Annotated in this window: 17 protein-coding genes and 1 pseudogene; 3 read left to right on the top strand and 15 right to left on the bottom strand. The window is 66.5% G+C overall.

Translation table 11 applies throughout. The features are described from left to right. Positions 1-2 precede the first annotated feature (2 nt). The 4 genes from J2X70_RS02750 to J2X70_RS02735 all read right to left on the bottom strand — a co-directional run bounded on the left by J2X70_RS02750 (position 3) and on the right by J2X70_RS02735 (position 4,395). The gene (locus J2X70_RS02750) at positions 3-1,157 is read right to left on the bottom strand and encodes a carboxymuconolactone decarboxylase family protein (RefSeq protein WP_051562422.1); all 1,155 of its coding nucleotides are present in this window, start codon (positions 1,155-1,157) and stop codon (positions 3-5) included. Beyond that, positions 1,154-2,212, bottom strand: coding sequence for an alpha/beta hydrolase (locus tag J2X70_RS02745; protein WP_309908834.1), 1,059 nt, complete (start codon positions 2,210-2,212; stop codon positions 1,154-1,156). Before J2X70_RS02745 ends, J2X70_RS02750 begins: the two co-directional genes overlap by 4 nt. A 217-nt stretch (positions 2,213-2,429) precedes the next feature. Further along, a complete protein-coding gene (locus J2X70_RS02740; RefSeq protein ID WP_309908833.1) occupies positions 2,430-3,524 on the bottom strand; it encodes an alpha/beta fold hydrolase in 1,095 nt (364 codons plus the stop codon). A gap of 136 nt (positions 3,525-3,660) precedes the next feature. Then, on the bottom strand, positions 3,661-4,395 hold the full coding sequence (locus J2X70_RS02735; protein WP_154880358.1) for a BPL-N domain-containing protein: 735 nt from the start codon (positions 4,393-4,395) through the stop codon (positions 3,661-3,663). Between the two features lie 451 nt (positions 4,396-4,846). Here J2X70_RS02735 and J2X70_RS02730 point away from each other — a divergent pair, with 451 nt between their 5' ends. Then, complete coding sequence (locus J2X70_RS02730) at positions 4,847-6,094, top strand: arsenic transporter (protein WP_059064178.1); 1,248 nt, start codon at positions 4,847-4,849, stop codon at positions 6,092-6,094. A 105-nt stretch (positions 6,095-6,199) separates the two neighbouring features. Here J2X70_RS02730 and J2X70_RS02725 read toward each other — a convergent pair whose 3' ends face one another. Next, positions 6,200-7,252 (bottom strand): sensor domain-containing diguanylate cyclase, encoded by a 1,053-nt coding sequence (locus J2X70_RS02725; RefSeq protein WP_309908832.1) that lies wholly within the window; start codon positions 7,250-7,252, stop codon positions 6,200-6,202. A gap of 252 nt (positions 7,253-7,504) precedes the next feature. Between J2X70_RS02725 and J2X70_RS02720 the strand changes: the two genes are divergently transcribed. Further along, positions 7,505-7,687, top strand: coding sequence for a hypothetical protein (locus J2X70_RS02720; protein WP_032974881.1), 183 nt, complete (start codon positions 7,505-7,507; stop codon positions 7,685-7,687). A gap of 301 nt (positions 7,688-7,988) precedes the next feature. On the opposite strand, the gene J2X70_RS02715 is transcribed toward J2X70_RS02720, so the two are convergent. The 7 genes and pseudogenes from J2X70_RS02715 to J2X70_RS02685 all read right to left on the bottom strand — a co-directional run bounded on the left by J2X70_RS02715 (position 7,989) and on the right by J2X70_RS02685 (position 19,777). Beyond that, positions 7,989-8,861 carry an aldose epimerase gene (locus tag J2X70_RS02715; protein ID WP_309908831.1) on the bottom strand — a complete coding sequence of 291 codons (873 nt, stop codon included), beginning with the start codon at positions 8,859-8,861 and terminating at the stop codon, positions 7,989-7,991. Continuing rightward, positions 8,851-9,867, bottom strand: coding sequence for a glycoside hydrolase family 43 protein (locus J2X70_RS02710; RefSeq protein WP_309909060.1), 1,017 nt, complete (start codon positions 9,865-9,867; stop codon positions 8,851-8,853). Before J2X70_RS02710 ends, J2X70_RS02715 begins: the two co-directional genes overlap by 11 nt. Continuing rightward, positions 9,841-11,313, bottom strand: a pseudogene (locus J2X70_RS02705) (MFS transporter); the annotation flags it as partial. The gene J2X70_RS02710 and the pseudogene J2X70_RS02705, both read right to left, overlap by 27 nt. A 10-nt stretch (positions 11,314-11,323) precedes the next feature. Continuing rightward, a complete protein-coding gene (locus J2X70_RS02700; RefSeq protein ID WP_309908830.1) occupies positions 11,324-13,996 on the bottom strand; it encodes a glycoside hydrolase family 3 C-terminal domain-containing protein in 2,673 nt (890 codons plus the stop codon). Then, complete coding sequence (locus J2X70_RS02695) at positions 13,993-15,684, bottom strand: glycoside hydrolase family 43 protein (protein ID WP_309908829.1); 1,692 nt, start codon at positions 15,682-15,684, stop codon at positions 13,993-13,995. Before J2X70_RS02695 ends, J2X70_RS02700 begins: the two co-directional genes overlap by 4 nt. Next, on the bottom strand, positions 15,684-17,666 hold the full coding sequence (locus J2X70_RS02690) for a sialate O-acetylesterase (protein WP_309908828.1): 1,983 nt from the start codon (positions 17,664-17,666) through the stop codon (positions 15,684-15,686). Before J2X70_RS02690 ends, J2X70_RS02695 begins: the two co-directional genes overlap by 1 nt. After that, positions 17,663-19,777, bottom strand: coding sequence for an alpha-glucuronidase family glycosyl hydrolase (locus J2X70_RS02685; protein WP_309908827.1), 2,115 nt, complete (start codon positions 19,775-19,777; stop codon positions 17,663-17,665). Before J2X70_RS02685 ends, J2X70_RS02690 begins: the two co-directional genes overlap by 4 nt. Before the next feature lie 111 nt (positions 19,778-19,888). Between J2X70_RS02685 and J2X70_RS02680 the strand changes: the two genes are divergently transcribed. Beyond that, complete coding sequence (locus J2X70_RS02680) at positions 19,889-20,947, top strand: LacI family DNA-binding transcriptional regulator (protein ID WP_279207321.1); 1,059 nt, start codon at positions 19,889-19,891, stop codon at positions 20,945-20,947. 20 nt (positions 20,948-20,967) lie between these two features. On the opposite strand, the gene J2X70_RS02675 is transcribed toward J2X70_RS02680, so the two are convergent. The 3 genes from J2X70_RS02675 to xylA are packed head-to-tail and all read right to left on the bottom strand — an operon-like array spanning position 20,968 to position 26,320. Continuing rightward, on the bottom strand, positions 20,968-23,532 hold the full coding sequence (locus J2X70_RS02675) for an exo 1,3/1,4-beta-D-glucan glucohydrolase (RefSeq protein WP_309908826.1): 2,565 nt from the start codon (positions 23,530-23,532) through the stop codon (positions 20,968-20,970). Further along, the gene (locus J2X70_RS02670; RefSeq protein ID WP_309908825.1) at positions 23,529-24,938 is read right to left on the bottom strand and encodes a sugar porter family MFS transporter; all 1,410 of its coding nucleotides are present in this window, start codon (positions 24,936-24,938) and stop codon (positions 23,529-23,531) included. The genes J2X70_RS02675 and J2X70_RS02670 overlap by 4 nt, the downstream gene beginning before the upstream one ends. Positions 24,939-24,985: 47 nt before the next feature. Beyond that, positions 24,986-26,320: a xylose isomerase gene (gene xylA, locus J2X70_RS02665; protein ID WP_025877150.1), complete on the bottom strand. Its 1,335-nt coding sequence runs from the start codon at positions 26,318-26,320 to the stop codon at positions 24,986-24,988. Positions 26,321-26,332 lie beyond the last annotated feature (12 nt).

Raw genomic sequence — 26,332 nt, 5'->3', positions numbered from 1 at the left:
GGTCATGGCGACGGTGCCGGGGTCTGTTCCAGTGCCTGCACTGCGCGGTCAGATGCGGCCGCATATCCGCTATGTGCGAGCAACTGGGCCAGGTGCTGCAACTGTGCGCGGCTGAGGCCCACGCGCTGGCTGGCCGCCATGTGCGAGCGCAACTGCGCCTCCACGCCAGGCATGGCCGCCAGCGCGCCAACCGTTGCAAGTTCACGGCTCTGCCAGTCCAGGTTGTCGCGCTCGAAGATGTCGCCGAACAGATGTGTCTGCAGGAACTGGTTGATGATGGGCGCGAAGTCCATGACCGGGCCAGCCACCGGGGCACCGGAGATCCGCGTCTGGTTTGCGGTACCCACGGCGCGCAGTGCATCGCCTACCGGGGCCTTCCCGGCGGGCGGCTTCCCGGGTGCGGTGGCGATACCCTGCTCCTCGCGTTTGCGCACCACGTTCATCAGTTCGCCCAGGGCGTTGAGGCTCTTTGGGAACCCCGCATAGGCATACAGCTGCACGAGCACTTCCTTTGCCTCGCTCACGGTGAGGCCGGCGTCCAGCCCCCGGACCAACGCGGCGTTGAGCTGGGGCATGTCACTGCTGGCCGCAGCGGCCGCAATCAGCGGGATCGCCTGCTGCCTGGGCGAAAGCGGCCCGGCAACGGGCGCCTCGATGCCTGCTGACGCTTGGCGGTACTGGTCATCACTCACCTGCTCCAGCCAGGCCACCGATTTTCCATCGGTCACACCGGTTACCGCGAGATGGGTCATCGCGCTGTGCGGCGCGGCGCCGTGCCAATGCTTGACCCCGGCCGGACACACCACCACATCCCCGGCGTGTATCTGCTGCACCGGCTTGCCCCATTCCTGGGTCAGCCCAACGCCGGAGGTAACCACCAATCGCTGCCCGGCGGGATGGGTGTGCCAGGCCGAACGCGCGCCCGGCTCGAAGCTGACGTATGCGGATGAGACCTGCACGTCCTTGTCCGCTGGGAACAGCGGATCCACGCGTACTTTGCCAACGAAGGTCTCTGCTGGACCGGCAACGGACGATTGTGTTCCCGACCGGGTGATCTGCTGCATGGGCATTTCGCCGGCGCCGGCGAACGGTGCCGCCACGCTCAATGCAGCGCCCAGCAGCGCCGTCTGCGCGGGTGATTTACGAGGCGTGGTCATGGTGCAAGCGTCCGGGTGTAGAACGTGGTGAGCGAGGCGACGGCAGCATCCACGTACTTCGGCACCCAGTAGGTCTCGATGTGCGTGGCCCCCTCCAGCAGCACCAGCTGCTTGTCGATGGTACCGGTTGCTTTGGCGAAGGCATCCTGGGTCATGTAAAGGCTGTCCGCCTTGCTGCCGGCAATCATCAGCAGCGGTTGGTTGATCAGCTCGATCTGGTTGGTGGCGTCCCAGCGCATCAGGTCCAGCAGGCTGCTGGTCGTGTACCGGAAGGTGGAATTGGGATGGGCATGCGTCTTCCAGTAGTACTCATAGCCCTGCCGATACAGATCGAAGGGGAGCTTGGCGATCTGCTCGTCGCTGAGGTTGGCATCGCCGGAGTACAGCACTTCGCCGCCGGCGGCCTGCTGTGCGCGCGCCTGCGAAGCCTGCTGCAGGCGCTGCTGGACGGTGTCCAGCTGCGAGTCGGCATAACCGTTGCGGCGAACTCGGCCAGAGTTGAACATGCTGATCGTGGCGACGGCCTTGAAGCGCTTGTCGGTCTGCGCGGCCGCCAGCGAGTAGCCGCCGCCACCACAGATGCCGAGCAAGCCCAGGCGCGAGGTGTCCACCCAGGGGAATCGACTGATGAAGTCCGCCATGCCGTGGATGTCCTCGATGCGGTGGGAAGGCATGTCCACGCTGCGCGGCTGGCCACCGCTTGCCCCCTGATAGGCCGCATCGGCGGTAATGGCGATGTAGCCCTGTTGGGCCAGGCGTTGCGCGTACAGGCCGGCCACCTGTTCTTTGACCCCGCCATTGGGGTGCGCAACCACGATGGTCGGGTACTTCCGCGAGGCATCAAAATTGGCGGGCGTGTATAAGTTTGCCGCGATCTCGATTCCATTCAGCGGATAGGACACCGAGTGGATGTTGACCTCACTGGGCACATTGCGCGTGATCGCACCTTCGTAGGCCAGTTGGAAGGGGTTGAGCGTGTAGTCGGCAGCGGAGGCGTTGCCTGCTGCCGAGCCGAGAGACATCGCCAACAGCGTGACGTGCACGATGTGCTTCATTCAAGTGCTCCGGGTTTGTACGTTACCCCTGACGGCGCGTGTTGCGGGCCGACGTTGGCGGGGTTCAGGAATAAACCTAACGCCCGTGCACTCATGGAAACAGAGCATCAGCCGGATATCACTCATGCATGCATGATATGAATGACGAATTGGCGAGCGGCGCAGCATCCAGGACGCCACACTCCATGGCGCGATCCATGCACGGGCGCGGTCCGGCTCAACGATCCAGATGCTTCTTCTGCAGGAACTCACTCACCAGATCGGCGATCTGGACGTTGTTGAGGTCTGAGAACAGGAAGTGGCTGTTGCCACGGATTCCCATCTCCGGCAGATGGATCAGGGTGACATCACCGCCCTGCCGATTGACGGCATCACGCCAGGCGCGGGCCATTTCCAACCGGGCCCGCCAACTGTCCTGCGCCGGCAGGTCAACGGGCTTGTCAGGGATGTTGTCGCCATACAGCACCAGAATCGGGATCCGGGTCAGCGCCTTGAATTCCGCGGGCGAAACCAGCGCGGGAGCGACGGTATCGAACGCGCTGGGAATCGGTGCCGGCGCATCGTCCTTTGCGAACACGAAGCTGCTGCCAGGCTCGAACGCGACGATCGCGCGGACGTTGGGGCTTTTTATGGCCGTCATCCAGCCAGGACCGCCCGCCTGCGAATGGGTAAACAGGATCGCAGGCCCTGTCTTCTGCAGCACGGCGGCCACCCCGTCCGACACTACACCGAGGTCGAAGGGGCCGGTGTTGGGCGTGACCGAACGGAAGAACTGGTCAAGCGCGGCCTCCCCTTTCGGGAACTGGCTGCCACCGAAGTAGTTTGGCCAGAGGCCGATCCGGAACTGGTTGAACCACATCTGATCGTCTGCCACGGGCTTCAGCGTCGCCTCGACCATGCTTCGGCCGGCCTTGCCGCGCCGTGGTTGATCGATCAGGTAGGTAGCGAAACGACGACGCAGGAACAGGTTCTGGAAGCCCTCACGCCCATCGGCCGTCGTCTCCCAGCTCTTGGAAGACTGGCCCGCACCGTGCCACATCACGATGGGCAACGTGCGCGCATTCACCGGCTTCTGGTAGAAGGCATAGACGTGATCGCCGTGATAGCTCTGGCCATCCGGATTGGAGGGCTTCAACGGATCGAACGTGCCAGACTCCTTCTTGGTCGTGCCCCCAGCGAGGAAGCTGCCTTGCGAATCGATCTGCAGTGGCTCGTTGGCCATGGCGGTCGTGGCGCAGAGGGAGACCGCTATCCAGAGCAGTGTGGAGGGGAAGCTGGGCACCAGAGTGCGAAGGCGCGTGCGAGTCTGCATGGGTCACTCCGTGACAGATTGTCAGGGGAATCTACCCTGCGGGCCATCCTGGAAGAAGCGCGGGAGTGAATATGACCAATGCATGCAGGATATATATGCACGTCCATCGTGTTGCAGTGGGTGTGAGTGATGAGCGCTATCGCGCCAGGGCCTCGGCCAGAATGTTGCCCATCACGTCAGATCTTGGCATTTGGTTGACTGGAATTTCGGCTTGTTCAAACCACGCTCGGCTGGCCTCAGGGTGCGGACCCGTCAGAACAACTTTTCCCGAACCATAGCGGTACGCGGCGGCGCTTATATCGCCATTCTTGTAGTGCCCAAGCGCCTTGAACCCAGGAGAGGGAGATTCAGGGAAATAGGGGCCGTCCTGGAAGAATATTTGATCTTGATGCCCAAGCCACTCCACGGCAACGGAATCGTCGACAATCGAATGCACTGGGAAGCCAGGACGGTTGACGGCACTATCCAACTCCTCGTCAATCAGCGCTAGATTGTTCGCGTCCGCCAGATACGCGCCCATGCATAAGCCAAGGTAGTGGCCGCCCTGATCGACGTACTCCCTGATGGCGTTCGAACGCTGCTTGCCTAGAGCACGAAGAGCAGCTGGAATATTCTGGCCTCCACCAGGTTGAATGTAGAGATCGAAGCGCTTCAGATTTTCAGATGTAACATCCAGCGGCTCATCCGACCCGACGTATTCCACCTGGTACTTTCCCGATTTTTCGATCGAGCGTCGAACGGTCTCAGAGCAGTCATCGCATCCCGCATCGCCACGATAGACTGCGATACGAGGAAGAGTCGAGGATAACGCCGCGCCCGAAACCGGGAGCAGTGATGTCAGGAGTATTCCTGCCCACAGGTATTTAGCCACCGGAAGATCTCCTGTGAATCACTGAAGTCATCTGCATACGACGGTGGCCAAGAGCGGTGGCGGGTGGCCGGATTACGCTGCATTGCGGGTGAATTTGCTCTGAATCAAATGGACACAGAATGATGCGGGAGCATGTCCACTGCGTCCCTGTCCCACCGACATTTGTAGCGGCCACCGAGCCGTAGTTGAGGCGGCGCCACTTGGCGTCTTGCCGGCCGGCGGCCGGCACTACCCTTGCGATGCGGATGTCCGGAATCGATATTACCGTGACGCGTCACGGTCAATGGCATGCGCCTTCAATCGGGCGCACGTCGGGTTTTGATACAGCCCTTTGCTGGCGGGACCGGCGCTGCAGCCGGCACGGTATGATGCCGACTTTCTCGCACTTGCCATCGCTGTAGCGCGCGTTGCTGTTGGCTCGCGCCGGTGCAGCTGAGACCCCACCCACTCCATGCTCGCTTCCTGTTCCCCCTTCATCATCTGGGCGGCCGTGGCCGTTGCCACCGTCGGCCTGCTGTTCCGGCCGTTCCGCATTCCGGAGTACGTGTGGGCGCTGGGCGCGGCCGCGCTGCTTCCGCTGCTTGGGGCGGTGTCGCTCGGCACGACCTGGCATGCGGTTGCCGAAGGCCGGGATGTCTACCTGTTCCTGGTCGGCATGATGGTGCTGGCCGAGCTGGCGCGGCGCGAGGGCCTGTTCGACTGGCTGGCGCTGTATGCGGTACGGCATGCGGGCGGCTCGGGGCGGCGGTTGTTCGACCTGGTGTTCCTGGTCGGCACGGTGGTGACGGTGTTCCTGTCCAACGATGCCACGGCGGTGGTGCTGACGCCCGCGGTCTATGCGGCGTGCAAGGCGGCCCGCACCAACCCCCTGCCCTATCTGTTTGTCTGCGCGTTCATCGCCAATGCGGCGAGCTTCGTGCTGCCTATTTCCAACCCGGCCAACCTGGTGGTGTACGGCAACCACATGCCGCCGCTGCTGCAGTGGCTGGCGCAGTTCGCGCTGCCTTCGCTGGCCGCGATCGGTGCCACGTATCTGGTGCTGCGCTGGGTGCATCGCCGCGAGATCGCGCAGCCGTTGGCAGCGTCGCCCGAGCATCGCCCGCTTACCGAGGGTGGCCGGCTGAGTGCGCTGGGTGTGTTGTTCACCGGCACCGTGCTGCTGGTGACCTCCGCACTGAACGGCCCATTGGGCCTGACTACGTTCTGTGCGGGCGCGCTGAGCGTAGCGGTGGTGGCGATCCGCCAGCGCCGCAGCCCGCTGCCGCTGTTGCGCCACGTCTCCTGGGGCGTGCTGCCGCTGGTGGCCGGCCTGTTCGTGCTGGTTGAAGCGGTTTCGCAGACCGGTGTCATCCAGACAGCGGCCAGCAACCTGCAGGCGCTGGCGCAGACCTCGCCGCATCAGGCGGGCTGGCTGGCCGGAGGCGCTGCCGCACTGCTCAGCAACGTGGCCAACAATCTGCCGGTGGGCCTGGCTGCGGGCTCGCTGGGCCAGATGGCCGAGCTGCCGGCGCAGACGCGCGCGGCGTTGCTGATCGGCGTGGACCTGGGCCCGAACCTGTCGGTGACCGGCTCGCTGGCCACCATGCTGTGGTTGGTGGCGCTGCGCCGCGAAGGCGAGCATGTCAGCGCGCTCGACTTCCTGCGTGTGGGCGCGCTGGTGATGCCGCCCGCGCTGATCGGGGCGCTGCTGCTGCTCTGATCAGGCGCGGGCTGGAACGCCAGGCGCGTCTATCGCGACCAGCGCAGCGCCCAGGATCGGCAACTACCTCACAGACACCTGGTCAGTACACCGCCCCGGTGCAGATTACTCGGCGTAGCTTGCGGTGTTCTTGCCGTGCCGTTTTGCGTGATAGAGCGCCTTGTCCGCCTTCGCCAACCAATCTTCTGCGCTGCCCGTGCCAGCCGCTGCGGCGATACCGATACTGACGCTGAACTGGATATCGGCTGTTTCAGGGGCACCCGGCTCCTGCAGGTAGTGCCTTATCTGCTCGGCCACATCCATGGCCTCTGCCGGTATCCGCTGGCGCAGCAGGACGGCGAACTCATCACCGCCCAGACGCGCTGGCATGTCACCCGGCTGGGCCAGCTGACGCAGCACTACCGCGATGCGGCGAAGCACCTCATCGCCGGCACGATGGCCATGCGAGTCATTGATCCGCTTGAAATCATCAACATCGAGCATCAGCAGGCACGCGTCGCCGCCGTGGTGCTGCCCCGTCTGCAGCACCTGCTGGGCGCGCTGGATCAGGAAGCCGCGGTTGGCCAGCTCCACCAACGGATCCATCCGGCTCAGGCGCTGCAGTTGGCGATTCTGTGATTTCACCCGGCGCGCCAGCCGCCAGCTCAGCACGCTCAACCCGATGCCGTAGACGAACAGGAAAGGCAGGCTGAGGACAACCGTGCGCTGCGAGGTGATGGGGTGATAAGGCAGGCCCAGGGCAAGCCAGGTGGCGACGAACCCCACCACCAGGGCCAGGGTTGCCCTCGTTGCCAGGCGGATGCCGCCGGCGGCGATCTTGTCGGCCACCAGCAACGCGGCAAACAACGCACTGGGCACCGTGCTGAGGGCCATGAAGGCGATCCATGCGCCTCCAAAGAGAGAGTCGACGATCATGCAGCGGAACTGCGCTGCTGCAGGCTCACGGGCGCGACGTGTCAGGAGCATCGCCAGCGCCGGCCATGCGAGGGCGTTGAGCAACAGCAGCACCCAGAGGGCAGCATCCGCCTGACGCTCCAGAATGATCGAGGCAATCGGAAGCGCGCCCAAGCCGTTTCCCACGAAGCGCATCCAGCCGATGCGCCGGGCCGCACCGACGCCCTCGACGGCGACTTCTGTTGAATCAGTGAAGAACGGCATTGCCAGCTCTCCTGATGATCACTCCCCTGCAATTCACCCGGACACCCCTTTGTGCGCGAGTCTGACATCTGTGCGTCAACGACAGGTCAATGAGGCAAGGGAGTGCTGTCATCGCAGCCGCATGCCAAGGCTACGCACATGGGTTGATGGGCCGTGCGGCAGCCCTTCATCCGCCTGTGTTGCAGCGTTAACGCCCCGTGGCAGAGGCTGATCAACACGCCCGAGGAGCACACTCCAGTGAACGAGAAGAAGCTGCGGGATGACCTGCCTTTCAACCCTGGCGCCGACGTGGACGATGCGTCAAAGAGCCATACCCCGGACAGGCTCAGGAATGACAAAGCGACATGGAAGGAGCACGACATGCCCGATGATGGTGATGACCCCAAAGCTGCGCCCGACGACTACGAACGGCCTGATCCCGATCCGACCGGGTAGGCACGGCCAATTGAAGCCAACGGTGCGTGCCACGCGACATGGCGGGCCTCCTTGCGGAAGGTGCGCCCGCAGAGCGCGCTGTAAGCGCGCGCCGGATCGCGTGTTGCCGGCCAGCGGCCGGCACTACCGGACGCGACGCACGCGGACGCGACGCATGGGTGACGCCGGGTCATTCCCGGCGGATGCAAAGATGGGTAGCGCCGGGCCATGCCCGGCGGATGCGAAGAACAGAAGGGCCGGCAGGCATTCGATACGGCAGAGCTGCCGCGGACGATTCCATGGCGCTGCGAGGAAGCGATGATCAGCTGGCGTCGACGCCAGCCAGATCGCCATCGCTGTCGATCTCCCAACGCAGCTCGAAGTTCAGTTCCAGCTGTTGTCCCGGCTGCAACCGGGTCGGCGCCAGCGTGAATCCGTCGGGTGGGCCGGTCTGCGGCTCCACGCAGGTGGCGTGCGCCGCCCCGTCGTAGACCACCCAGTGATCGGTGTCGGCGCTCAGCCGCAGCCGCTGGCCGGCGGCAACCAGCGTCACTTCTGTCTGGTTGATGAAGCAGTCATCCCACGGCCCCTGCGTTGGCTGCACGCAGGGCAAGGTGGCGATGCCCTCCCCGTCGCGCGGGTACATCGCGCTGGGTGCGAACAGCAGTCGATCCGGCTTGCGGAACCAGGGATGCCAGCCAAGCACGGCTGGCATTGCCATGGCACCGGCCTGCACCGCGAGGCGCAGCGTCAGGCGGTCGGGTTGCACGAGGAGATGCTGCGATGCCCTGCCCCCGAAGGGCCAATAGGCGTCCTCAGGCAGGTCCAGCGACAACGAGGCGCCGTCCGGTTCAACGCGGTCGATGCGCCAGGGCCGTGAGAAGCCGACGCCATGGATGGCGTGCATTCCGAAGTTCACCGGCAGCTGATAGGGCCTGCCTTCGAAGGCGAAGCGTCCGTGCCGGATGCGCCCGGCCCAGGGCAGCATGGGATAGCACCCCCACGCAATGCCCGCCTGCCCTACTTCATGTTCGCTGACGAGCCAGTCCACACCGTCACAGCGTAGTTGGGCGATGCGCCCACCGGCTTCCGGTGCAAGCGCGACCTCCAGCCTGCCTGCGCGCAACCAGTGCAGTGGGCCGGCAGGCAGTGCCGCCTGCGCATCATCCGTGGGCGAAGTCGGCTCAGGTGCCATAGGGATGGATCGTCCGGATGCTGCCGTCTGCTTCCATGTGCAGCGGTGTGCACTTGACCGAACGCAGGTGGGTGACCCCGCCGGACAGCAACGCGTCGTGATAGAACAAGTACCACCGCCCCTGGAACGCACAGATGGAGTGATGGGTGGTCCAGCCCACCACGGGGGTGAGGATCACGCCGCGATAGGTGAACGGCCCGTACGGGCTGTCGCTGGTGGCATAGCACAGCAGGTGCGTATCACCAGTGGAGTACGACAGGTAATACCGGCCCTGGTGTTTGTGCAGCCACGGTCCTTCGAAGAAGCGACGGGCATGGTCGTCGGCGCGCAGCGGCTGCCCGTGCTCGTCCAGGATGACGATCTCCCGGGTGGGTTCGGCAAGCCGGGTCATGCCGGCATCCAGTCGCCCGATACGCGGGCCCAGTGCCGGCGCCTCGCCGGCAGGTTCTTCATGCGCCGGGTCGTAGCGGTTGTCGCGGTACTTCTGCAGCTGGCCACCCCAGATGCCACCGAAACAGAGGTAGTGCGTGCCGTCGTCGTCCTCGAACACGGCCGGGTCGATCGAGTACGCGCCCTCGATGGGTTCGGGCTCTGGAGTGAACGGGCCCTCCGGCCGATCCGCCGCCGCAACGCCGATGCGGAACATGCCATGGGCGTCCTTGGCCGGGAAGTACAGGTAATAGCGGCCATTGCGGGAGGCGGCATCCGGTGCCCACATCTGCTGGCTGGCCCAGGGCACGTCGCGCACATGCAGCGCCACGCCGCAGTCGGTCGCCTCGCCCTCCGGCGTGTCCATCCGCAGCACGTGGTAGTCCTGCATGCCGAAGTGGCCGCCCTCATCGTCGAAGGGTGCGCCGCTGTCGATGTCGTGCGATGGATAGATGTACAGCCGCCCCTCGAACACATGGGCCGAAGGGTCGGCCGTGTAGATGTGGCTTACCAGAGGCTGGGAGATGGCGTGTGCTGCCAGTTGCTGCAGATCGCTGCCTTGGCGCCGCGACTGCAGGTCCTGCTCGATGCGGGTCTCCATGCGCTTGTTGATCTCGTAGAGGAAAAGCAGCGCTACTGCAGCCAGGAACGGCAGGGAGCAGTACACGCTCACCGTCAGACGGATACCATCCACCACGGCTTCCGGCTGTTGCGGTGCGCCTGCCTGGTAGCCGTGATGGGCGAGGATGCCAGCGACCAGCGCGCCACCGATGCTGAGCCCGATCTTCAGGCCACACAGCATCGCCGAGAAGACGATGGCGGTGGCACGGCGATGGTTCTTCCATTCGGAGTAGTCGGCGACGTCGGCGATCATCGCCCACAGCAGCGGGATGGTGATGCCGTAGCAGAACCCGTGCAGCATGAAGGCAACGAAGGCCACGGCGACCGCCGTGGGCGGGAAGAAATAGAACGCCAGCAGGAACACGGTGGACACCAGCAAGGCACCGCCAAAGACATCACGCTTGCCAAAACGGTCGGCCAGGCGGCGCGATACGCCGATGCCCAGGATCATGCAGACGATGCCGCAGGCGTTGAACAGGCTGAAGGCCGAGGTTGCCGGATCCTTCGGCCAGGCGAAGCCGGCCAGGCCCAGACCGCTGAGTGCCGCATTGATGGCGCCGATGCAGTGGTTGAAGCCGGAGCTGTCGAGGAAGCCCGCCAGGGCGGCCTCGCTCATGTAGTACTGGAAGTAGTAGACGTAGGTACCGCCCTTCAGCGACAGGTTGATGAAGACCAGGATGGTCAGCGCCAGCATCACCTTCCACGGGCGGTTGCGCAGCAGGTCGGACAGGTCCTGCAGCACCCCGGCAGTCTGTTCCTTCGCCGGTACGATGCGCTCGCGCGTGGTGGCGAAGGTGATCAGGAAGAACACCGTTCCCACTACCGCAAATACCGTCATGACCCGCTCGAAGCCCAGCACCCGGTCGCCGTCGCCGAGGATCAGCACCAGCGGCAGCAGCAGGACCTGGATGATGAACTGCGCGATCATCACCGCCACGAAGCGGTAGGCCGACAGGCTGTTGCGCTGGGCCATGCTGCCGGTGAGCACGCCACTGAGTGCCGAGTACGGCAGATTGTTGGCCGCATACACGAGCATCAACAGGCCGTACGTGGCCAGGGCGTAGACGACCTTGGCGCGCGGCGCCAGGTCGGGGGTGCTGAAGGCCAGCAGTGACAGCACCCCGAAGGGAATCGCCGTCCACAGGATCCACGGCCGGAACTTGCCCCAGCGGCTGACCGTGCGATCGGCGGCGATGCCGATAAACGGGGTGAACACGAAGGCACCGAGCACGCCGATCACGAAGATGATCGTGGCGGCCGTGGCGGGCGGCAGCCGATACACATCGGTGTAGAAGAACGCGAGGTAGGTGATCAGCGTCTGGAAGATCAGGTTGGCGGCCAGGTCGCCCAGGCTGTAGCCGAGCTTCTCCCGGATGGACAGCGTGTGCCCGGTGCTTTCCATGCGGCGCGCATCAGTCACGGTTGGTCTCCACGGTGAACCCGGCCTTCGCGCGGATGTCGGCGCTGGAGCTGCCCACCCATGCCTCGTATGCGCCGGCCGGCACGGCATAGCCGCCGCGCGCCTCGTCATAGTGGCGCAGGGCCTGCTGCGCTTCCAGGTCGAACACCACGGTGCGTCGCTCGCCTGCGGCCAGGTGCACACGCTGGAAGCCGCGCAGTGTCTGGCGTGCGTCGCCGGGCCCGGCCTGCAGCCGTCGCACATACAGCTGGACCACTTCGTCGCCGGCGCGCGTGCCCGTGTTGGCGATCTCGACCTGCACCTTGAGTGTCCCGTCGTTGGCGATGCGCGTTGAATCGAGCTGCAGCCTGCCGTAGTCGAAGCGGGTGTACGACAGCCCGTGCCCGAACGGATACAGCGGGGTACCGCGGAAGTAGCGGTAGGTGCGTCCTTCCATCGTGTAGTCGTCAAAGGCCGGCATCGCCTCGTCCGCCTTGTAGAAGGTCACCGGCAGGCGCCCGCCCGGATTGACGTCGCCGAACAGCGCCTGGCCGACGGCAGTGCCGCCGCGTTGTCCGGGATACCAGCTCATCAGGATGGCGGACAGATTCTGCTGCGCCCAGTCCACCGCCATGGCAGAGCCGCCGGTGAGGACCATCACCACCGGTTTGCCGGTGGCATGCAGCGCTTCCAGCAGCGAGCGCTGGGGCGCAGGCAGGCGCAGGTCGGTACGGTCACCGCCGGCGAAGCCCGGGTAGTTGACCTTCATCTCTTCGCCTTCGACGTCGCCGGTGAGGCCGCCCACGAACACCACCACATCGGCGTTGCGCGCGGCCTCCAGTGCCGCTTCGAACGGCGGCTTGGCTCCGGGCATGCGCCACCCCAGGCGGACGCCGGCATCGCGCTCGGCGTCGAAGTACTCAAGCCTCAGGTCATAGGCGCGGCCGGCCTGCAGGTCCAGGTCCACGCCATCGCCGTGCAGGCGATCACTGTTGGCCCAGTGGTCGAGCACCCGCTTGCCGTCCACGTAGAGGCGGAAACCATCGTCGGCGGCCGCCTCGATCCGGTAGCGCCCCGAGACGGGCGGCAGCAACTGGCCAGTCCAGCGGATGCTGAAACCATCGCTGGGGATGCCCTGCCCCGGTGCGGCTTCACCACGGGCCAGCAGGTTGTCGGTCGGGGAACCCCGATCCCAGCGGAATCCGATCTGGGCATCGGTGCGGACCAGGGCCGGAGTGCCGGAAAGATCGGCGGTACGGAAGTACTCGCCGCGCAGCCCACGCTCCGGCGAGTCAGCCGACGGGCGCAGGTAGGTCGCTTCGATCAAGGGTGTGGCGCTAGGATCGTCGCGCCCTTCAACCAGGTCCACGCCGCGTGCGTAGCTCACCTCGATTCCCTTGGCGGCATCGCGGATGCCCTGCAGGAGGGTGACCGGCGCGGCCGGGGTGCCGAAGTAGTTGCCGAGCAGTGCCATGGTGTCATCGGCCGTGGGGCCGATCACGGCGATGCGCTTGAGGTTGCGGGACAGCGGCAGCACGCCATCGTTCTTCAGCAGCACCAGCGATTCCTGGGCGGCCTTCAGGGCCAGCGCATCATGCGCCGGAGCCTGGTTGACCGACGCGGGAATCTGCGCCCAGCGCACGCGCTCGGGTGGGTCGAACATGCCCAGCCGCATCCGCGCGGCAAACAGGCGGGTCACCGCATCGTCGATCTCCGCCTCGCTGATCAGGCCCTGCCGTACTGCCGCCGGCAGCGTGGCGTACTCCTGGCCGCACTCCAGTTCGGTGCCGTTGCGGACCGCCAACGCGGCGGCCGCCTCGCGGCTGGGAACGATCCGGTGATGTTTCCAGATGTCGACGATGGCCCAGCAGTCGGACACCACGTAGCCCTTGAAGCCCCAGTCGCGGCGCAGCACGTCGCGCAGCAGGAACCGGCTGGCGCTGGCGGACTCGCCGTACACCCGGTTGTAGGCGCCCATCACCGCGTCCACCTGCCCCTCTTTCACCAGCGCCTCGAACGCGGGCAGGTAGGTGTCGTACAGGTCGCGCTTGCTCGGGCGCGCATCGAAGTGGTGACGATCGGCCTCGGGGCCACTGTGCACGGCCAGGTGTTTGGCGGTGGCGTCGAGCTTGCGGTACACCGGGTCATCGCCCTGCAGACCGTGCACGAAGGCCACGCCCATGCGGGCGGTGAGGTACGGGTCCTCGCCGTAGGTTTCCTGGCCACGGCCCCATCGCGGGTCGCGGAAGATGTTGATGTTCGGCGACCAGTAGGTCAGCCCCTGGTAGCGGCCATGCGAGCCTTCACGGAGGAACTGGTGATGCTTGGCGCGGGCTTCGTCGCTGATGGTGCTGGCCACCTGCCCCATCAACGGCACATCGAAGGTGGCCGCCAGGCCGATGGCCTGCGGAAACACGGTGGCCTGCCCTGCCCGCGCCACGCCATGCAGGCCTTCGTTCCACCAGTCGTAGGCGGGAACGCCCAAGCGCTCGATCGCGGGCGCGGCGTTCTGCATCTGCGCTGCCTTCTCCTCCAGGGTCATCCGTGCAACCAGGGCAGCGGCGCGGTTTTCGAAGCTGGCCGAGGTGTCGAGCCAGGGCGCGGGCTCGGCTGCGTAACCCGTGCCCGCCAGCGCGATGGCAGCGCACAGGGCCAGCGTGCGGAAGATGGGAGTGCGCGTCATCATTTGCTCCTCAATGCACGCTCGTCGCGCGCGAATGGTCCCAGCAGGGCGCCGACGAAGCCGCCTGCACGATCCGTACTCAACACCGTTCCGTCCACGTCATCGGCCAGTGTCTGCCAGCCACGCCCGTCGCCGCTGTCGAAGGCGAACGCATAGCGGCCTTCGTCACCTGCGATCTTCAGGCGCAGCGACGTCGCTGCCGTTGCCTGGTGCGTTGCCAGGGTGCGGGTGACACCGCTGCCGTCGCGCGCTTCCAGGAAGACCGCCACGCGGTCACCGCCGAGGCTGCGCACGCCAAGGAAATACCAGTGGGTCTCGCTCTGGAAAGCTGCCAGGCCTGCGGCCACGCCCGCCGCCGGCCGGGTCATGGCCGTGCTGGATTCGAAGCGCAGGTGCTGCTGGCGCCTGCCGAGGAACGCGGGGTTGCGCAGCGTGTCCAGGTTCTCCGCCAGCGGATGCACGGCCAAGGCCCCCGGTCGCTCGCGCAGGTCGGCCCACGGCTGCCTGGGGATGCGCACGCGCAGCCAGCCGCTGCCGAGTGCCGGCGCATCGAATTCGTCACGTTCGGTGAAATTGCCGGTGGACGGCGCCTGCGACGCTTCGCCCTGCATCCAGGAGGGCGCTCTGGCCGCATACGGAATGGCCTGGTTGGCCGGCAGGATCACCGGCCAGCCGTCACGCCATTGCACCGGCAGCAGATAGGTCTCGCGCCCGGTGTTGTAGTGGCGCGTGTCGTAGTTGCGGCTGGCAAGGAACACCGCCCACCATGAGCCGTCCGGCCCCTCCACCAGATCCGCATGCCCGGCATTGGTGATCGGCAACGGCCTGTCGGCGGGCAGGTCACGCTGGGTGAGAATCGGATTGCCCGCATACGGCACGTAGGGTCCCCACACATCACGGCTGCGCAGCACCACCTGCGAATGTTGCGGCCCGGTGCCGCCTTCCGCGTCGGAGAGGTAGTACCAGCCATCGCGTTGGTAGATGTGCGGTCCCTCGATCCAGATCGGCTTCCTGGCCGGCTCCACCCCGCCGTCGATCAACACCTTGCGGGGACCTACCGGGGTGAAGGTCGCCAGATCAATCTGCTGCATCCAGATGGCACGGTGGCCCTCGTAACGTGGCGGGCCGGGCGGTACATCGTTGTTGAGCAGATACACGGTGCCGTCGTTGTCGAAGAACAATGACGGATCGATTCCATCGATGCCAGGCAGCCAGTGCGGGTCGGACCAGGGACCGGCAGGATCACGGGCGGTAGCGATGAAGTTGCCGCCGCTGTCGACGGCCGTGGTGACCACGTAGAACATGCCGTCGTGGTAACTGATGGCCGGCGCGAAGATACCGCGCGACACGCCCAGTCCGTCGAAGTCCAGCTGCGACGGTCGGTCGATCACATTGCCGATCTGCTTCCAGTGCACCAGGTCCACGCTTTCGAATACCGGGATGCCCGGGAAGTAGGTGAAGCTGGAATTGACCAGATAGAAGCGCCCGTTTGCGGCGACGATGCTGGGGTCGGCATGGAACCCGGCAAGAATCGGGTTGCGATAGTGCCCGGCCGGCAACGGCGCATCGAAGGCCGCGTCGCGACCGCTGTACTCGAACCAGTCGAAGTAGACCGGCGGCGCGGGCGGCGCTGCCCACGCCTGCGGCAGCAACGACATCAACACGAGTACTGGAGCCAGCAGCAGACGCATCAGGGAACCTCCGCAGGGGTGATGGAAAGCTCGAACGGGCCGGCGGGCGCCCCACTGCTGTCGCGCAGGGTGCACACCGGGCCATCGGCCCAGCAGTAGCGCACGCGCCCGCCCGCGTCTGCCAGCGGGCTGCGCAGCACGACGTCGTGCCCGTCCAGCACCGCGTCGGCGTAGTGGCAGTGGTGCGCATCGGCGTCGCACAGCTCGAAGCCGATGGGGCCGTTGGCGCCGGTCGTGACCAGGGTGCCGGTGACCCCGTTGAAGCGGATACGCACGCCGGCGCGCGTGGCCGATGCCGTGTGTGCAGTTGGGCCGGCGGGCGCCAGGCTGCGCTCGCCATAGACCACATGGCGCGCTGCCCGCGCCAGCCGCCGGCCCAGTTCCTGCTTGTTCGGCGGGTGGATGTCGTAGGCATCGCCGATGTCGATGGCCACGGCCAGCCCGGTGCGCGGGTCTTCCGCCGCAGCGAGCCGCTGCGCCTCGCGCACCTGCGCCCAGCCACTTTCAACCGGCGCCACGGGTGGCTGGCCATAGCCGGCCAGCTGCACCAGCAGCAGCGGCGTGTGCGCGCCGAACCGCCCCCGCCAGTCGTCACGCAGGCTGCGCAGGCGTGCGAGGTATGCCGTTGCGTCGCCGGTGTTGGATTCACCCTGGTACCACAGCATGCCGCGCAGGCCATAGGCCCCCAGCGGCGCGATCATGCCGTTGTACAGCGTCGACAGCCCCGTGGCGGCGTGCCACGGTGCCAGCGGCGGCGCCTGTGCGCCTGGCGCCACCCGGTACTGCCAGCGGGCATCCAGCTCGATGCGCGTACCGTCATCCAGGCCGATGGCCTGCGCGCTCGCGGGCCCTGCAAGGCCACCCTCACCGTAGGTGTCCAGAACGTTGATCACCACGGTGTTGGCGCCGGCTTTCAGCAAGCCGGCTGGCAGCGCATAGGTTCGCCGCTCGCCCGCACCGTACTGGCTGCCCACGGCCACGCCGTTCACCCAGGTCATGTCCGTCTCGTCGATGGGGCCGAGCTCAAGCTGTGCGCGCTTGGCTGCCTGGTCGGCGCTCAGCGTCACCTGGGTGCGGTACCAGACCATGCCGTTGTAGCCGGCCAGCGCTGGCACACCCCAGCGCTCCCACGCCCCGAGCGTGGCAGGTGCGCGTTGCCATCCACGGCTGTCGTTGCCTGGCTGCCAGGGTGCATCGGCGGCGACGGCATCGGCGCGTGTTGTCCACCAGTGTTGCCACTGCTGGCCCCAACGTTCGTTTGCCGCAGCCGGATCACGCGCGTACAGCGCGAACACGTCAAGCGCTGGGCCCAGGCCACCCTGCATGCGCAGGGCATTGCTGCTGGTCCAGGCCTCGATACGCGAGCCGCCCCACGCTGCCTGGATCAGCCCCATCGGAACGTCGACGGTCCTGCGCAGTTCACGCGCAAAGTAGAAACACGCGGCGGAAAAGTCACGCACGGTGTCCGGTGACGCGGGGCGCCATGCCACAGACGCGGAAAAATCACTCTGCGGTGAAACCGCCGCCGCCTTCGGCACGGTGAACAGGCGGATTCCCGGTTCCGTGGCGGAGGCGATCTCGCTGCCTGCATCAAGCGCGCGCCACACCGGAAGCTCCATGTTCGACTGCCCGGAACACAACCAGACATCGCCGATCTGCACGTCGCGCACGATCTGGCTGGCATGCCCGGACCGGACCGACATTTCGTAAGGTCCGCCGGCTGCGGCAGACGGCAGCGTTGCGTGCCAGCGGCCATCGCCAGCCGCGTGCGTGCTGACAGCGCGCCCTGCAAACGCAACGGAAACCGAGGCGCCCGGCGTGGCCTGGCCCCATACCGGAATCGGCCGGTCACGCTGCAGCACGGCGTGATCCTGGAACAGCGGATGCAGCAGCGCCATCGTTGGTTCCTGTGCCGCTGCACGCGTGGCGCTGCCGCCCATGGCAACCAGCAGCAGCCATCCCACCCACGACGTCGGCTTCATCGGCCATCTCCTGGCGCGGAGGGAAACTGCAGGGCCTGGTACCAGGCCAGCGGATGCGGCGGCGCGGCTTCGCCTGCGGGCAACGGTCTGCCGCTCACCGACTGGAAGTACGCCACGCTGGCATCGCGCCACCACTGTGCTTCGCGCTGCTGGATACGCAGGAAGGCCGTGACCTGCGCATGCCGTTGCGCATCCACCTTGCCCTGCAGCCCCGCCCAGGTGGCCTGCATGCCCTGCACCTGCCGTACCCCCTGCGAGTAGCGCCCGACCAGTTCGTCCCACAGCGTCCGCCCAGAGGCCATGCGGTGATCCCACGGCACGTGGTGGAACCACAGCAGCAGCGGCTCCGGAACCCGCGCCAGGTCGCCATACTGCTCGGCCACGCCGGGGGAATACTGGGCCACGGCGTTGCTGCCGCGTGCGGTGCGGTCGAAGCCGATGCCGTTGTGATCCGCACGGTGGTAGTACACCGACGTCCAGTCCGCGCGCGGGCCGCCATCGACCCATGGACCGGGACCATAGTGGTGCCCCCGCGCCATCAGATGGTGCAGGCCCAGTGGCGTCATGTAGTTCACCGCAGCCTCGCGCGAGCCCATCATCATCCCGACGATGGGCTGCACCACGCCGGGATCGGCCGAGAACGTCAGCGCCGCCCAGTCCGCCGCGATGTCCTGGGCCGATTGCCGCGGATCCCACGCAAGGCGCCCGAAGGCGTACCAGTTGGCCTGGTCGAAGTGCGATCCACTCCAGGTGCGGTCGGTGCCGATGTTGGCGACCCCGGCCATGCCGGCCAGGGACTGCACCACGGCGGCCTCCTTGCCGCGTGTGCGGGTGTCGGCCCGCAGCACTTCCTCGTACAACGGCCCCAGGTAAACCAGATGCGTGGCAAAGCCCAGGTACTCCTTGGTGATCTGCACTTCCATCACCAGCGGCGTGCGCGGCATGGCCCCGAACAGCGGATGGAACGGCTCACGCGGCTGGAAGTCGATGGGCCCGTTCTTCACCTGCAGCACCACGTTCGGGCGGAACGCACCATCCAGGCCGGCGAATTCGCTGTAGGCCTGCGTGGCCCGGTCCGCAGGAACGTCGTGCGCATAGACAAAGGCGCGCCACATCACCACGCCGCCGTGCGCGGCCAGCGCATCGGCCAGCAGGTTGGCACCGTCGGCGTGCGAGCGGCCGTAGTCCTGCGGGCCGGGCTGCCCTTCCGAATTGGCCTTCACCAGGAAGCCACCGAAATCGGGAATGCGCGCGTAGATCTGCTCCGCTTTGTCGCGCCACCAGCGTTGCACGGCCGGGTCGAGCGGATCGGCGGTGCCGAGCCCGCCCAGCTCGATGGGTGCGCTGAAGCGTGCACTCAGGTAGACACGGATGCCGTACGGCCGGAACAGATCGGCCAGTGTTGCCGCTTTGTCGAGATAGTCCGGCGCAAGACTCTGTGCGTTTGCATTCACGTTGTTGAGCACGGTGCCGTTGATGCCTACGGATGCGTTGGCGCGTGCATAGTCGGTGTAGCGCGGGTCGCGCCACTCTGGCAACGTCTGCCAGTCCCACAGCGAACGGCCTGCGTAGCCACGTTCGACATGGCCATCCAGGTTGTCCCAGTGATTGAGCACGCGCAGCCGGAGCCGTGGCGATTGACGCACATCGAGGGCGTCCAGTGCCGCGCCGGTCTGCAGCAGCCGCAGCAGATGGAACACCCCGTACAGCACGCCGATATCCCGCGGTGCGGCGACCAGCAGCACATCGCGCCCGCCCACCCGTGTGCGCTTGAGCAGGTAGCCTTCCTCGCCCAGCGGCTGCATCTGCGCACGCAACGGCGCGATCAACGCCGACGACTGCGGCGTACCCAGCACCAGCATGGGGCCGGTGGCTGCCGTACCTGCCAACTGCGGAGCGCTGCCGAGCAGCCCGGCCAGTCCACGCTGCAGTTCATCGCGCGCGGCGCGCTGCGTGGCTGTGTGATCAGGGGCCACCACCTGCCCCAGGCGGGTGCGGTAGTCGGCAGCGAGGGCCGGTTCGAGCGGAACGTAGCGCATCCACAGGGCATGGCCATCCTCTGCGCGCGCGTCGCCGATGCAGGCCAGCAGCACCAGCACGGCAGCGAACATCCAATGACACCGCTCGCCATCCGGAACGGGCCGCTGGTTGGCCGGCAAACCTTGTAAGCTCCAAACGTGCGCGGGCTTCGGCAGCGTCACAGAGAAGAACGGGAGCGCGTATTGGACAAGCCGAAGAAATCGGTCCGCCGCAAAACCAGTGGTGTGACGATCGACGAGGTGGCGGCCCTGGCCGGAGTGTCGCCGATGACGGTGTCGCGGGCGATCAACCAGGGCAAGGTGCGCGACGTCACCCGCGAGCGCGTGATGCGCGCCGTGCGTGAACTGGGCTATACGCCCAACCTCGCCGCCAGTTCGCTGGCCGCCGCGCAGCACACGCGTATTGCACTGATCTACACCGACCCCAGCGGTGCCTACCTGCGCGAACTGCTGGTCGGCCTGCTGCGCGTAGCGTCCAACGCTGCCATCCAGCTGGTCATCGACTACTGGGACGAGCCGGCCCCGGCGGCCCAGCGCAAGGCCGCGCGTGCCCTGGCCGGGCGGGTGGACGGCGTCATCCTGCCGCCGCCGCTGTGCGAATCGAAGCCCGTGGTGACCGAGCTGGTCAAGGCCGGCATCCCGGTGGTGGCGATCGCGCCGGGTCACCTCGGCAATGACATTTCCTGCGTGCGCATCGATGACTTCCACGCCGGAAGGGAATTGGCTGAATACCTGATCCAGCAGGGCCACCGCCGCATCGGCTTCATCTGCGGGCGCACCGACCTCAGTGCCAGCGCGCGGCGCTATGACGGCTTTGTCAGCGCGCTGCACGACGCCGGGCTGGAGGTCGACCCCGCCCTGGTCGAACAGGGCGACTACACCTACCGCTCCGGGCTGGCCGCTGCCGAGAAACTGCTGTGCCAGCCCAGGCCGCCCACCGCAATCCTGGCCAGCAACGACGATATGGGCGCGGCGGCGATCTCCGTCGCGCACCGGCGTGGCCTGGAGGTGCCCCGCGACCTGTCGGTGGTGGGCTTCGATGACAGCTCCGCCGCCACGACGGTCTGGCCCGAGCTCACCACCATCCATCAGCCCATCGCCTCGATGGCCGATGCCGCCATCGAGATCCTGCTGCGCACCATCCGCCGCCGCAGCGAGGGCGTGCGCGTGTTGACCGACCTCGTGGTGCCGCACCGGCTGGTGGTGCGCGATTCGGTCACGCGCCCACCCGGTTCCCGATAGCGCAGGACGAAGCGTCACGGTCACGCGCCTGCGCACCCGATGCTGGTCTCCGCCTCGTTCAGGGCGCCCAGCGCGACACGTGACACCGACAGTGTCATCGCCCCCGCCGTTCCGATCGACCACGGGCGATCCAGCTTGCCGACGTCCGCACCTGCGGCTGCAAGGCACTTCAGCGGCACGCCCACGCGCGTCCATTGGCCCACCGGCAGTTTTGCCAGCGTCGGCGTGAGTGCAATGCGGGCCGAGCAGCCCGTGCCGCAGCCCACCGCCAACCAGGCCTCGCCACGGGGTGCAGACTCCACCCGCAGCGTGGTCAGCAGCATCAGGTCGCCGTTGCTTTCGCGCTGCAGGTCCAGTGCCGTATGTGACTGCAGCGCGGCAACTGCCTCAGCCTTGCCCGACCAGGCCAGGCGGCGGCCGTCTTCCTGTGCCAGGTGGTCCACGCCGGTGACCTTGAGCAGATCGCCCTCCAGGGCCTCCGGCACCTTGGTGACCGTGACGCCCTGCCCCGTGCCGTTCTGCAGGCGCAGGGCCATGCCTGAACCGGCTTCGCCGCGCGCGAAGAACACGCCGGTGGCACCTTCATTGCCGGTTACCCCGGAGACTTCCGGCAGCGCCGCCAGATCGCCGTTGTCGGCGTAGGACAGGCCGAAGCCGAAGGCGAACTGCGGGTTGTAATCCTTCTGCCCCACATTGTTGGCGTACTGCGTCGCCGTGCGCGGCCAGCTGAAGCTCAACCTGCCCTTGAAATCGTGCTGCACGCTGCCATCAGGCCTGCGCAGCAGCACGTCGGCAACGCCAGCACCTTCCGAGCCGGGCAGCCACGCCGCCACGAACGCATCAGCGGCGTTGATCTCGCGGTTGACCCACAGCGGGCGCCCGCTCAGGAACACGGCCACCACCGGAATGCCGTCGGCCTTCAGCCGCTTGATCAGGTCAAGGTCGGCATCGTCCCCCGGCTTGTAGGCCAGCGTCGGCAGATCGCCCTGGAACTCGGCATACGGGCTCTCGCCGAATACCACCACGGCCACATCCGGCTTCGTTACATATTTCCCATCGACCGCCAGCACTGCCTCGCCACCCGCGGCCGACGCCTGCTGGGCGATGCCCTCGTAGATCGTGTCCGCATTGGGGAAGTCCTTGCGGGTCGTGCCGGTGCCCTGCCAGTTCAGCGTCCAGCCGCCGGCCTGCTTGCCCACGTCGTTGGCACCGTCACCGGCCACCAGGATCCGTTGCCTGGGCGACAGTGGCAACACGCCCCCCTGGTTCTTCAGCAGTACCAGCGATTCGCGCACCGCCTGCCGTGCCAGCGCACGATGTTCCGGTGCGCCGATGAGGGCGAACTGGCCGCCGACCGCACGTGTGGACGGCTTGCCGGCCTCGAACAGACCCAGCCGCATCTTGACGCGCAGGATCCGGCGCACCGCCTCGTCCAGCCGTTGCTGGCTGATGGTGCCGTTCTTCACGGCGGCCAGCGTGGTCTCGTAGAAGCCCTTCCAGCTGTCCGAGGCCATGGCCATGTCCAGGCCCGCATTGATGGTGGCCGGGCAATCGGTGGTCGTGCAGCCCTTGACCTGCCCGTGGCCGTTCCAGTCGCCCACCACGAACCCACCGAAGTGCATGCGGCCCTTCAACGCATCGGTCAGGTACTGCCTGTGACCATGCATTTTTTCGCCGTTGACGCTGTTGAAGGAGGCCATGACGGTCTGTGCGCCTGCAGCGATCGCCGGCGGATAGCCGGCCGCGTGGATGCGCACCAGGTCCGCTTCGCTGATCCGGGTATCACCCTGGTCCTTGCCATCGGTAGTGCCACCGTCGCCGAGGAAGTGCTTCACCGAGGCGATCACATGACGACCATCGAGGAACGCGGGCGTACCCACTTTGCCCTGCAGCCCTTCGACCATTGCACCGGCATAGCTGGCCACCACCTCGGGCGATTCGGAATAGCCCTCATAGGTGCGCCCCCAGCGGTCGTCCTGCGGTACCGCCACGGTTGGTGCGAACGCCCACTCCATCCCGGTCGCACGGGTCTCCAGCGCGGTCACCTCGCCGATCCGGCGCAGCAGATCCGGGTTGCGGGCCGCGCCCAGGCCGATGTTGTGCGGGAACAGTGTCGCGCCGATGATGTTGCTCTGCCCGTGCACGGCATCGATGCCGAACAGCACCGGGATGGCTTTGCCGCCGGTGGAGGTGTCCATCGACGCTGCGTAGAACGCATCGGCCAGCGCGAGCCATTCGGCCGGCGCGGCATCGTAACGGCCACCGGGATCGGAATTGCCGCCGGCCAGGACCGAGCCCAACCGATAGCGGCGCACGTCGTCGGGGGTGATGCTGGCGATATCGCCCTGCACCAGCTGGCCGACCTTTTCCTCCACCGTCATGGTGGCCATCAGGTCGGTGATGCGCTTTTCCAGCGCGGGGTCCTCGGCCAGTGGCCAGGCGACCTGCGGCCACGGGTCCGGCGTCGCGGCTGCAGTTGCAGCTGCTTTCTCATCCTTGCCGCAGGCCGCCAGTGCCAGCAGCAGCGTGGTCAGCAGCACGCCAGCGTGGGCGCGGCCAACGTGTCGATGGGTCATCGCGTTCATCCTTCCATCTGCTCCAGTTCCTTGCCCTTGGTTTCGTGCACGTACCTGAGCACGAAGAACACCGAAATGACCGCCGCCACCAGATAGATGCTGTACGTGGCTGCCAGCCCGGTGGCGGCCAGCAGAATCGGGAAGGTCACGGTGACGGCGAAGTTGGCGGTCCACTGCGCCGCACCGGCCACCGCCAGGCCCGAACCGCGGATCTGGTTGGGAAACATCTCGCCCAGCATCACCCACATCACCGGGCCCCACGAGATGTTGAAGAACACGACATAGGCATTGGCCGCCACCAGCGCCAGCGTGCCCATGCCCGCAGGCAGCTGCAGGTGCGTATCGACCAGCGAGCCACTGGCGAATGCGGCCACCAGCAGTGCCAGTGACACCGCCATGCCGGCCGAGCCCACCCACAGCAATGGCTTGCGCCCGATGCGATCGATCAGCAGCACAGTGACGATGCAGGCGCCGATGCTGAGCGCACCGGACAGCACGTTGATCAGCAGCGCGTCGTTCTCGGAGAAGCCGACGGCCTGCCAGAGCACGGCACCGTAGTAGAACACCACGTTGATGCCGACCAGCTGCTGGAAGGTGGCCAGGCCGATGCCGACCCAGACAATCGGGCGGATCCTGCCGGTGGCCTTGTTGCGCAGGTCCGACAGCCGCGGCCGATGGTGGTCGGTCGACAGCGAAGCGTCGATCTCGGCAGCCTTCGCCTGCGCCTCGACACCGCCGTACAGCCGCGCAAGCACCTGCAGCGCCTCGTCCTTGCGGCGCTTCACCATCAGGTAGCGCGGGCTTTCCGGAATGGTCAGCAGCAGCGCCAGGAACAGCAGCGAGGGCACGGCCTGCATCCAGAACATCCAGCGCCATGCTGCGTGCCCGCCCCACAGTGCCTCGGTGGAAGCACCGGCGGTGGCCGCCAGCAGATAGTTGGACAGGAACGCGACGGTCAGCCCGCTGATGATGGCGATCTGCTGGACCGTGGCGAGCCGGCCACGGTAGCGCGCCGGCGCGACTTCGGCGATGTAGGCCGGGGAGATGACACTGGCGGCCCCCACCGCAAAGCCCCCCAACACCCGCGCGACGATGAACATCGCCGAGGAGGATGCGGCGCCGGCGCCGATCGCCGACAGCAGGAACAACACTGCCGAGACGATCAGCACGTTGCGGCGGCCGAGACGGTCGGCCAGCCGGCCGGCGCTGAAGGCACCCACGGCGCAGCCCAGCAACATCGAGGCGATCTCGAACCCCTGCATCCACTCGCCGGATCTGAACGCCTGGTGCAGGCCGTCCTGGGTGCCGTTGATCACGCCGCTGTCGAACCCGAACAGGAATCCGCCAATCGTCGCCACCACGCTGATCAGTACGATCAGCCGGGTGTTCTCTCCACCGCTCATTGCCTGCTGCATTGCCGTGTCCCTCCCCGGTTCGGTGTCATCGATGCGAGCCGCTGTGCTCAGCGCAGCAGGTACTGGTTGATCAGGTTCTCGTAGCGCTCCTGCTTGCCGCTGATCTGCCTGGGCTCGCCGCCCTTGGCACCCAGCGCAGCCAACTCTGCGAGACTGAGCGCGCCGCCCGCGAAGTCCTTGCCGGCACCACTGTCGAAGCTGGCGTAACGCTCCTTGCGCCACTGTTCCAGCGGCGAATCGTTCAGCAGCGCATGGGCCACTTCCAGCCCGCGGGCGAAGGCATCCATGCCGCCGACGTGGGCAATGAACAGATCTTCCAGGTCGGTCGATTCACGGCGCACCTTGGCGTCGAAGTTCAAGCCGCCTTCCAGCCCGCCCTGGCGCAGCACCACCAGCATCGCGCCCACGGTGTCGTACAGGTCGGTGGGGAACTGGTCGGTATCCCAGCCGTTCTGGGCGTTGCCGCGGTTGGCGTCGATGCTGCCGAGCAGGCCGTGGTCCGAGGCGACCTGCAGATCGTGTTCGAAGGTGTGGCCGGACAGCGTCGCGTGGTTGGCCTCGATGTTGAGCTTGAAATCCTTGTCCAGGCCATGTTCCTTCAGGAACCCCACCACGGTGGCGCTGTCGAAGTCGTACTGGTGCTTCATCGGTTCCATCGGCTTGGGCTCGATCAGGAAGTTGCCCTTCAGGCCGATGCTGCGGCCATGGTCGCGCGCCATGGTCAGGAACCGCGCGAGGTGGTCGACTTCGCGCTTCATCTGGGTATTGGCCAGCGCGGCATAGCCTTCGCGGCCGCCCCAGAACACGTAATGCTCGCCGCCCAGTTCAACGGTGGCCTCCAGCGCCGCCTTTACCTGCACGGCGGCACGCGCTACCACAGCGAAATCCGGGTTGGTGGACGCACCGTTCATGTAGCGCGGGTGCGAGAACAGGTTGGCCGTGCCCCACAGCAGCTTCATGCCGGTTGCATCCTGGCGCGCCTTGGCCAGGCCCACCATGTGCTTCAGGTTCTTTTCGTACTGCCCGACATCCTCGGCGTCCGGTGCCAGGTCGATATCGTGGAAACACCAGTACGGCACGCCCAGCTTGGTGAAGAACTCGAATGCCGCGTCCACCTTCGCCTCGGCGGTGGCCATCGGCGAGCCGGCCTCCCAGGGGAAATGACGGGTACCCGGACCGAACGGATCATGCCCGGCATTGCAGAAGGTGTGCCAGTAACAGACTGCAAAGCGCAAATGTTCCTGCATGGTCCTGCCGCCGATGACCTTGTCAGCGTCGTAGACCTTGAACGCGAGCGGGTTGTCCGAGCCCCGGCCTTCGAAGGGAATGCGGCCGATGCCGGGGAAGTATTCCTTGGCGCCGATGAAAGGTTGCGTGCTCATGGTGCGTCTTCC

The organism is Stenotrophomonas sp. 1337 (assembly GCF_031455455.1).
GTDB lineage: Bacteria > Pseudomonadota > Gammaproteobacteria > Xanthomonadales > Xanthomonadaceae > Stenotrophomonas > Stenotrophomonas indicatrix.
The sequence above is the reverse complement of the archived record's forward strand: the minus strand, read 5'-3'. Positions and strand labels throughout refer to the sequence as shown.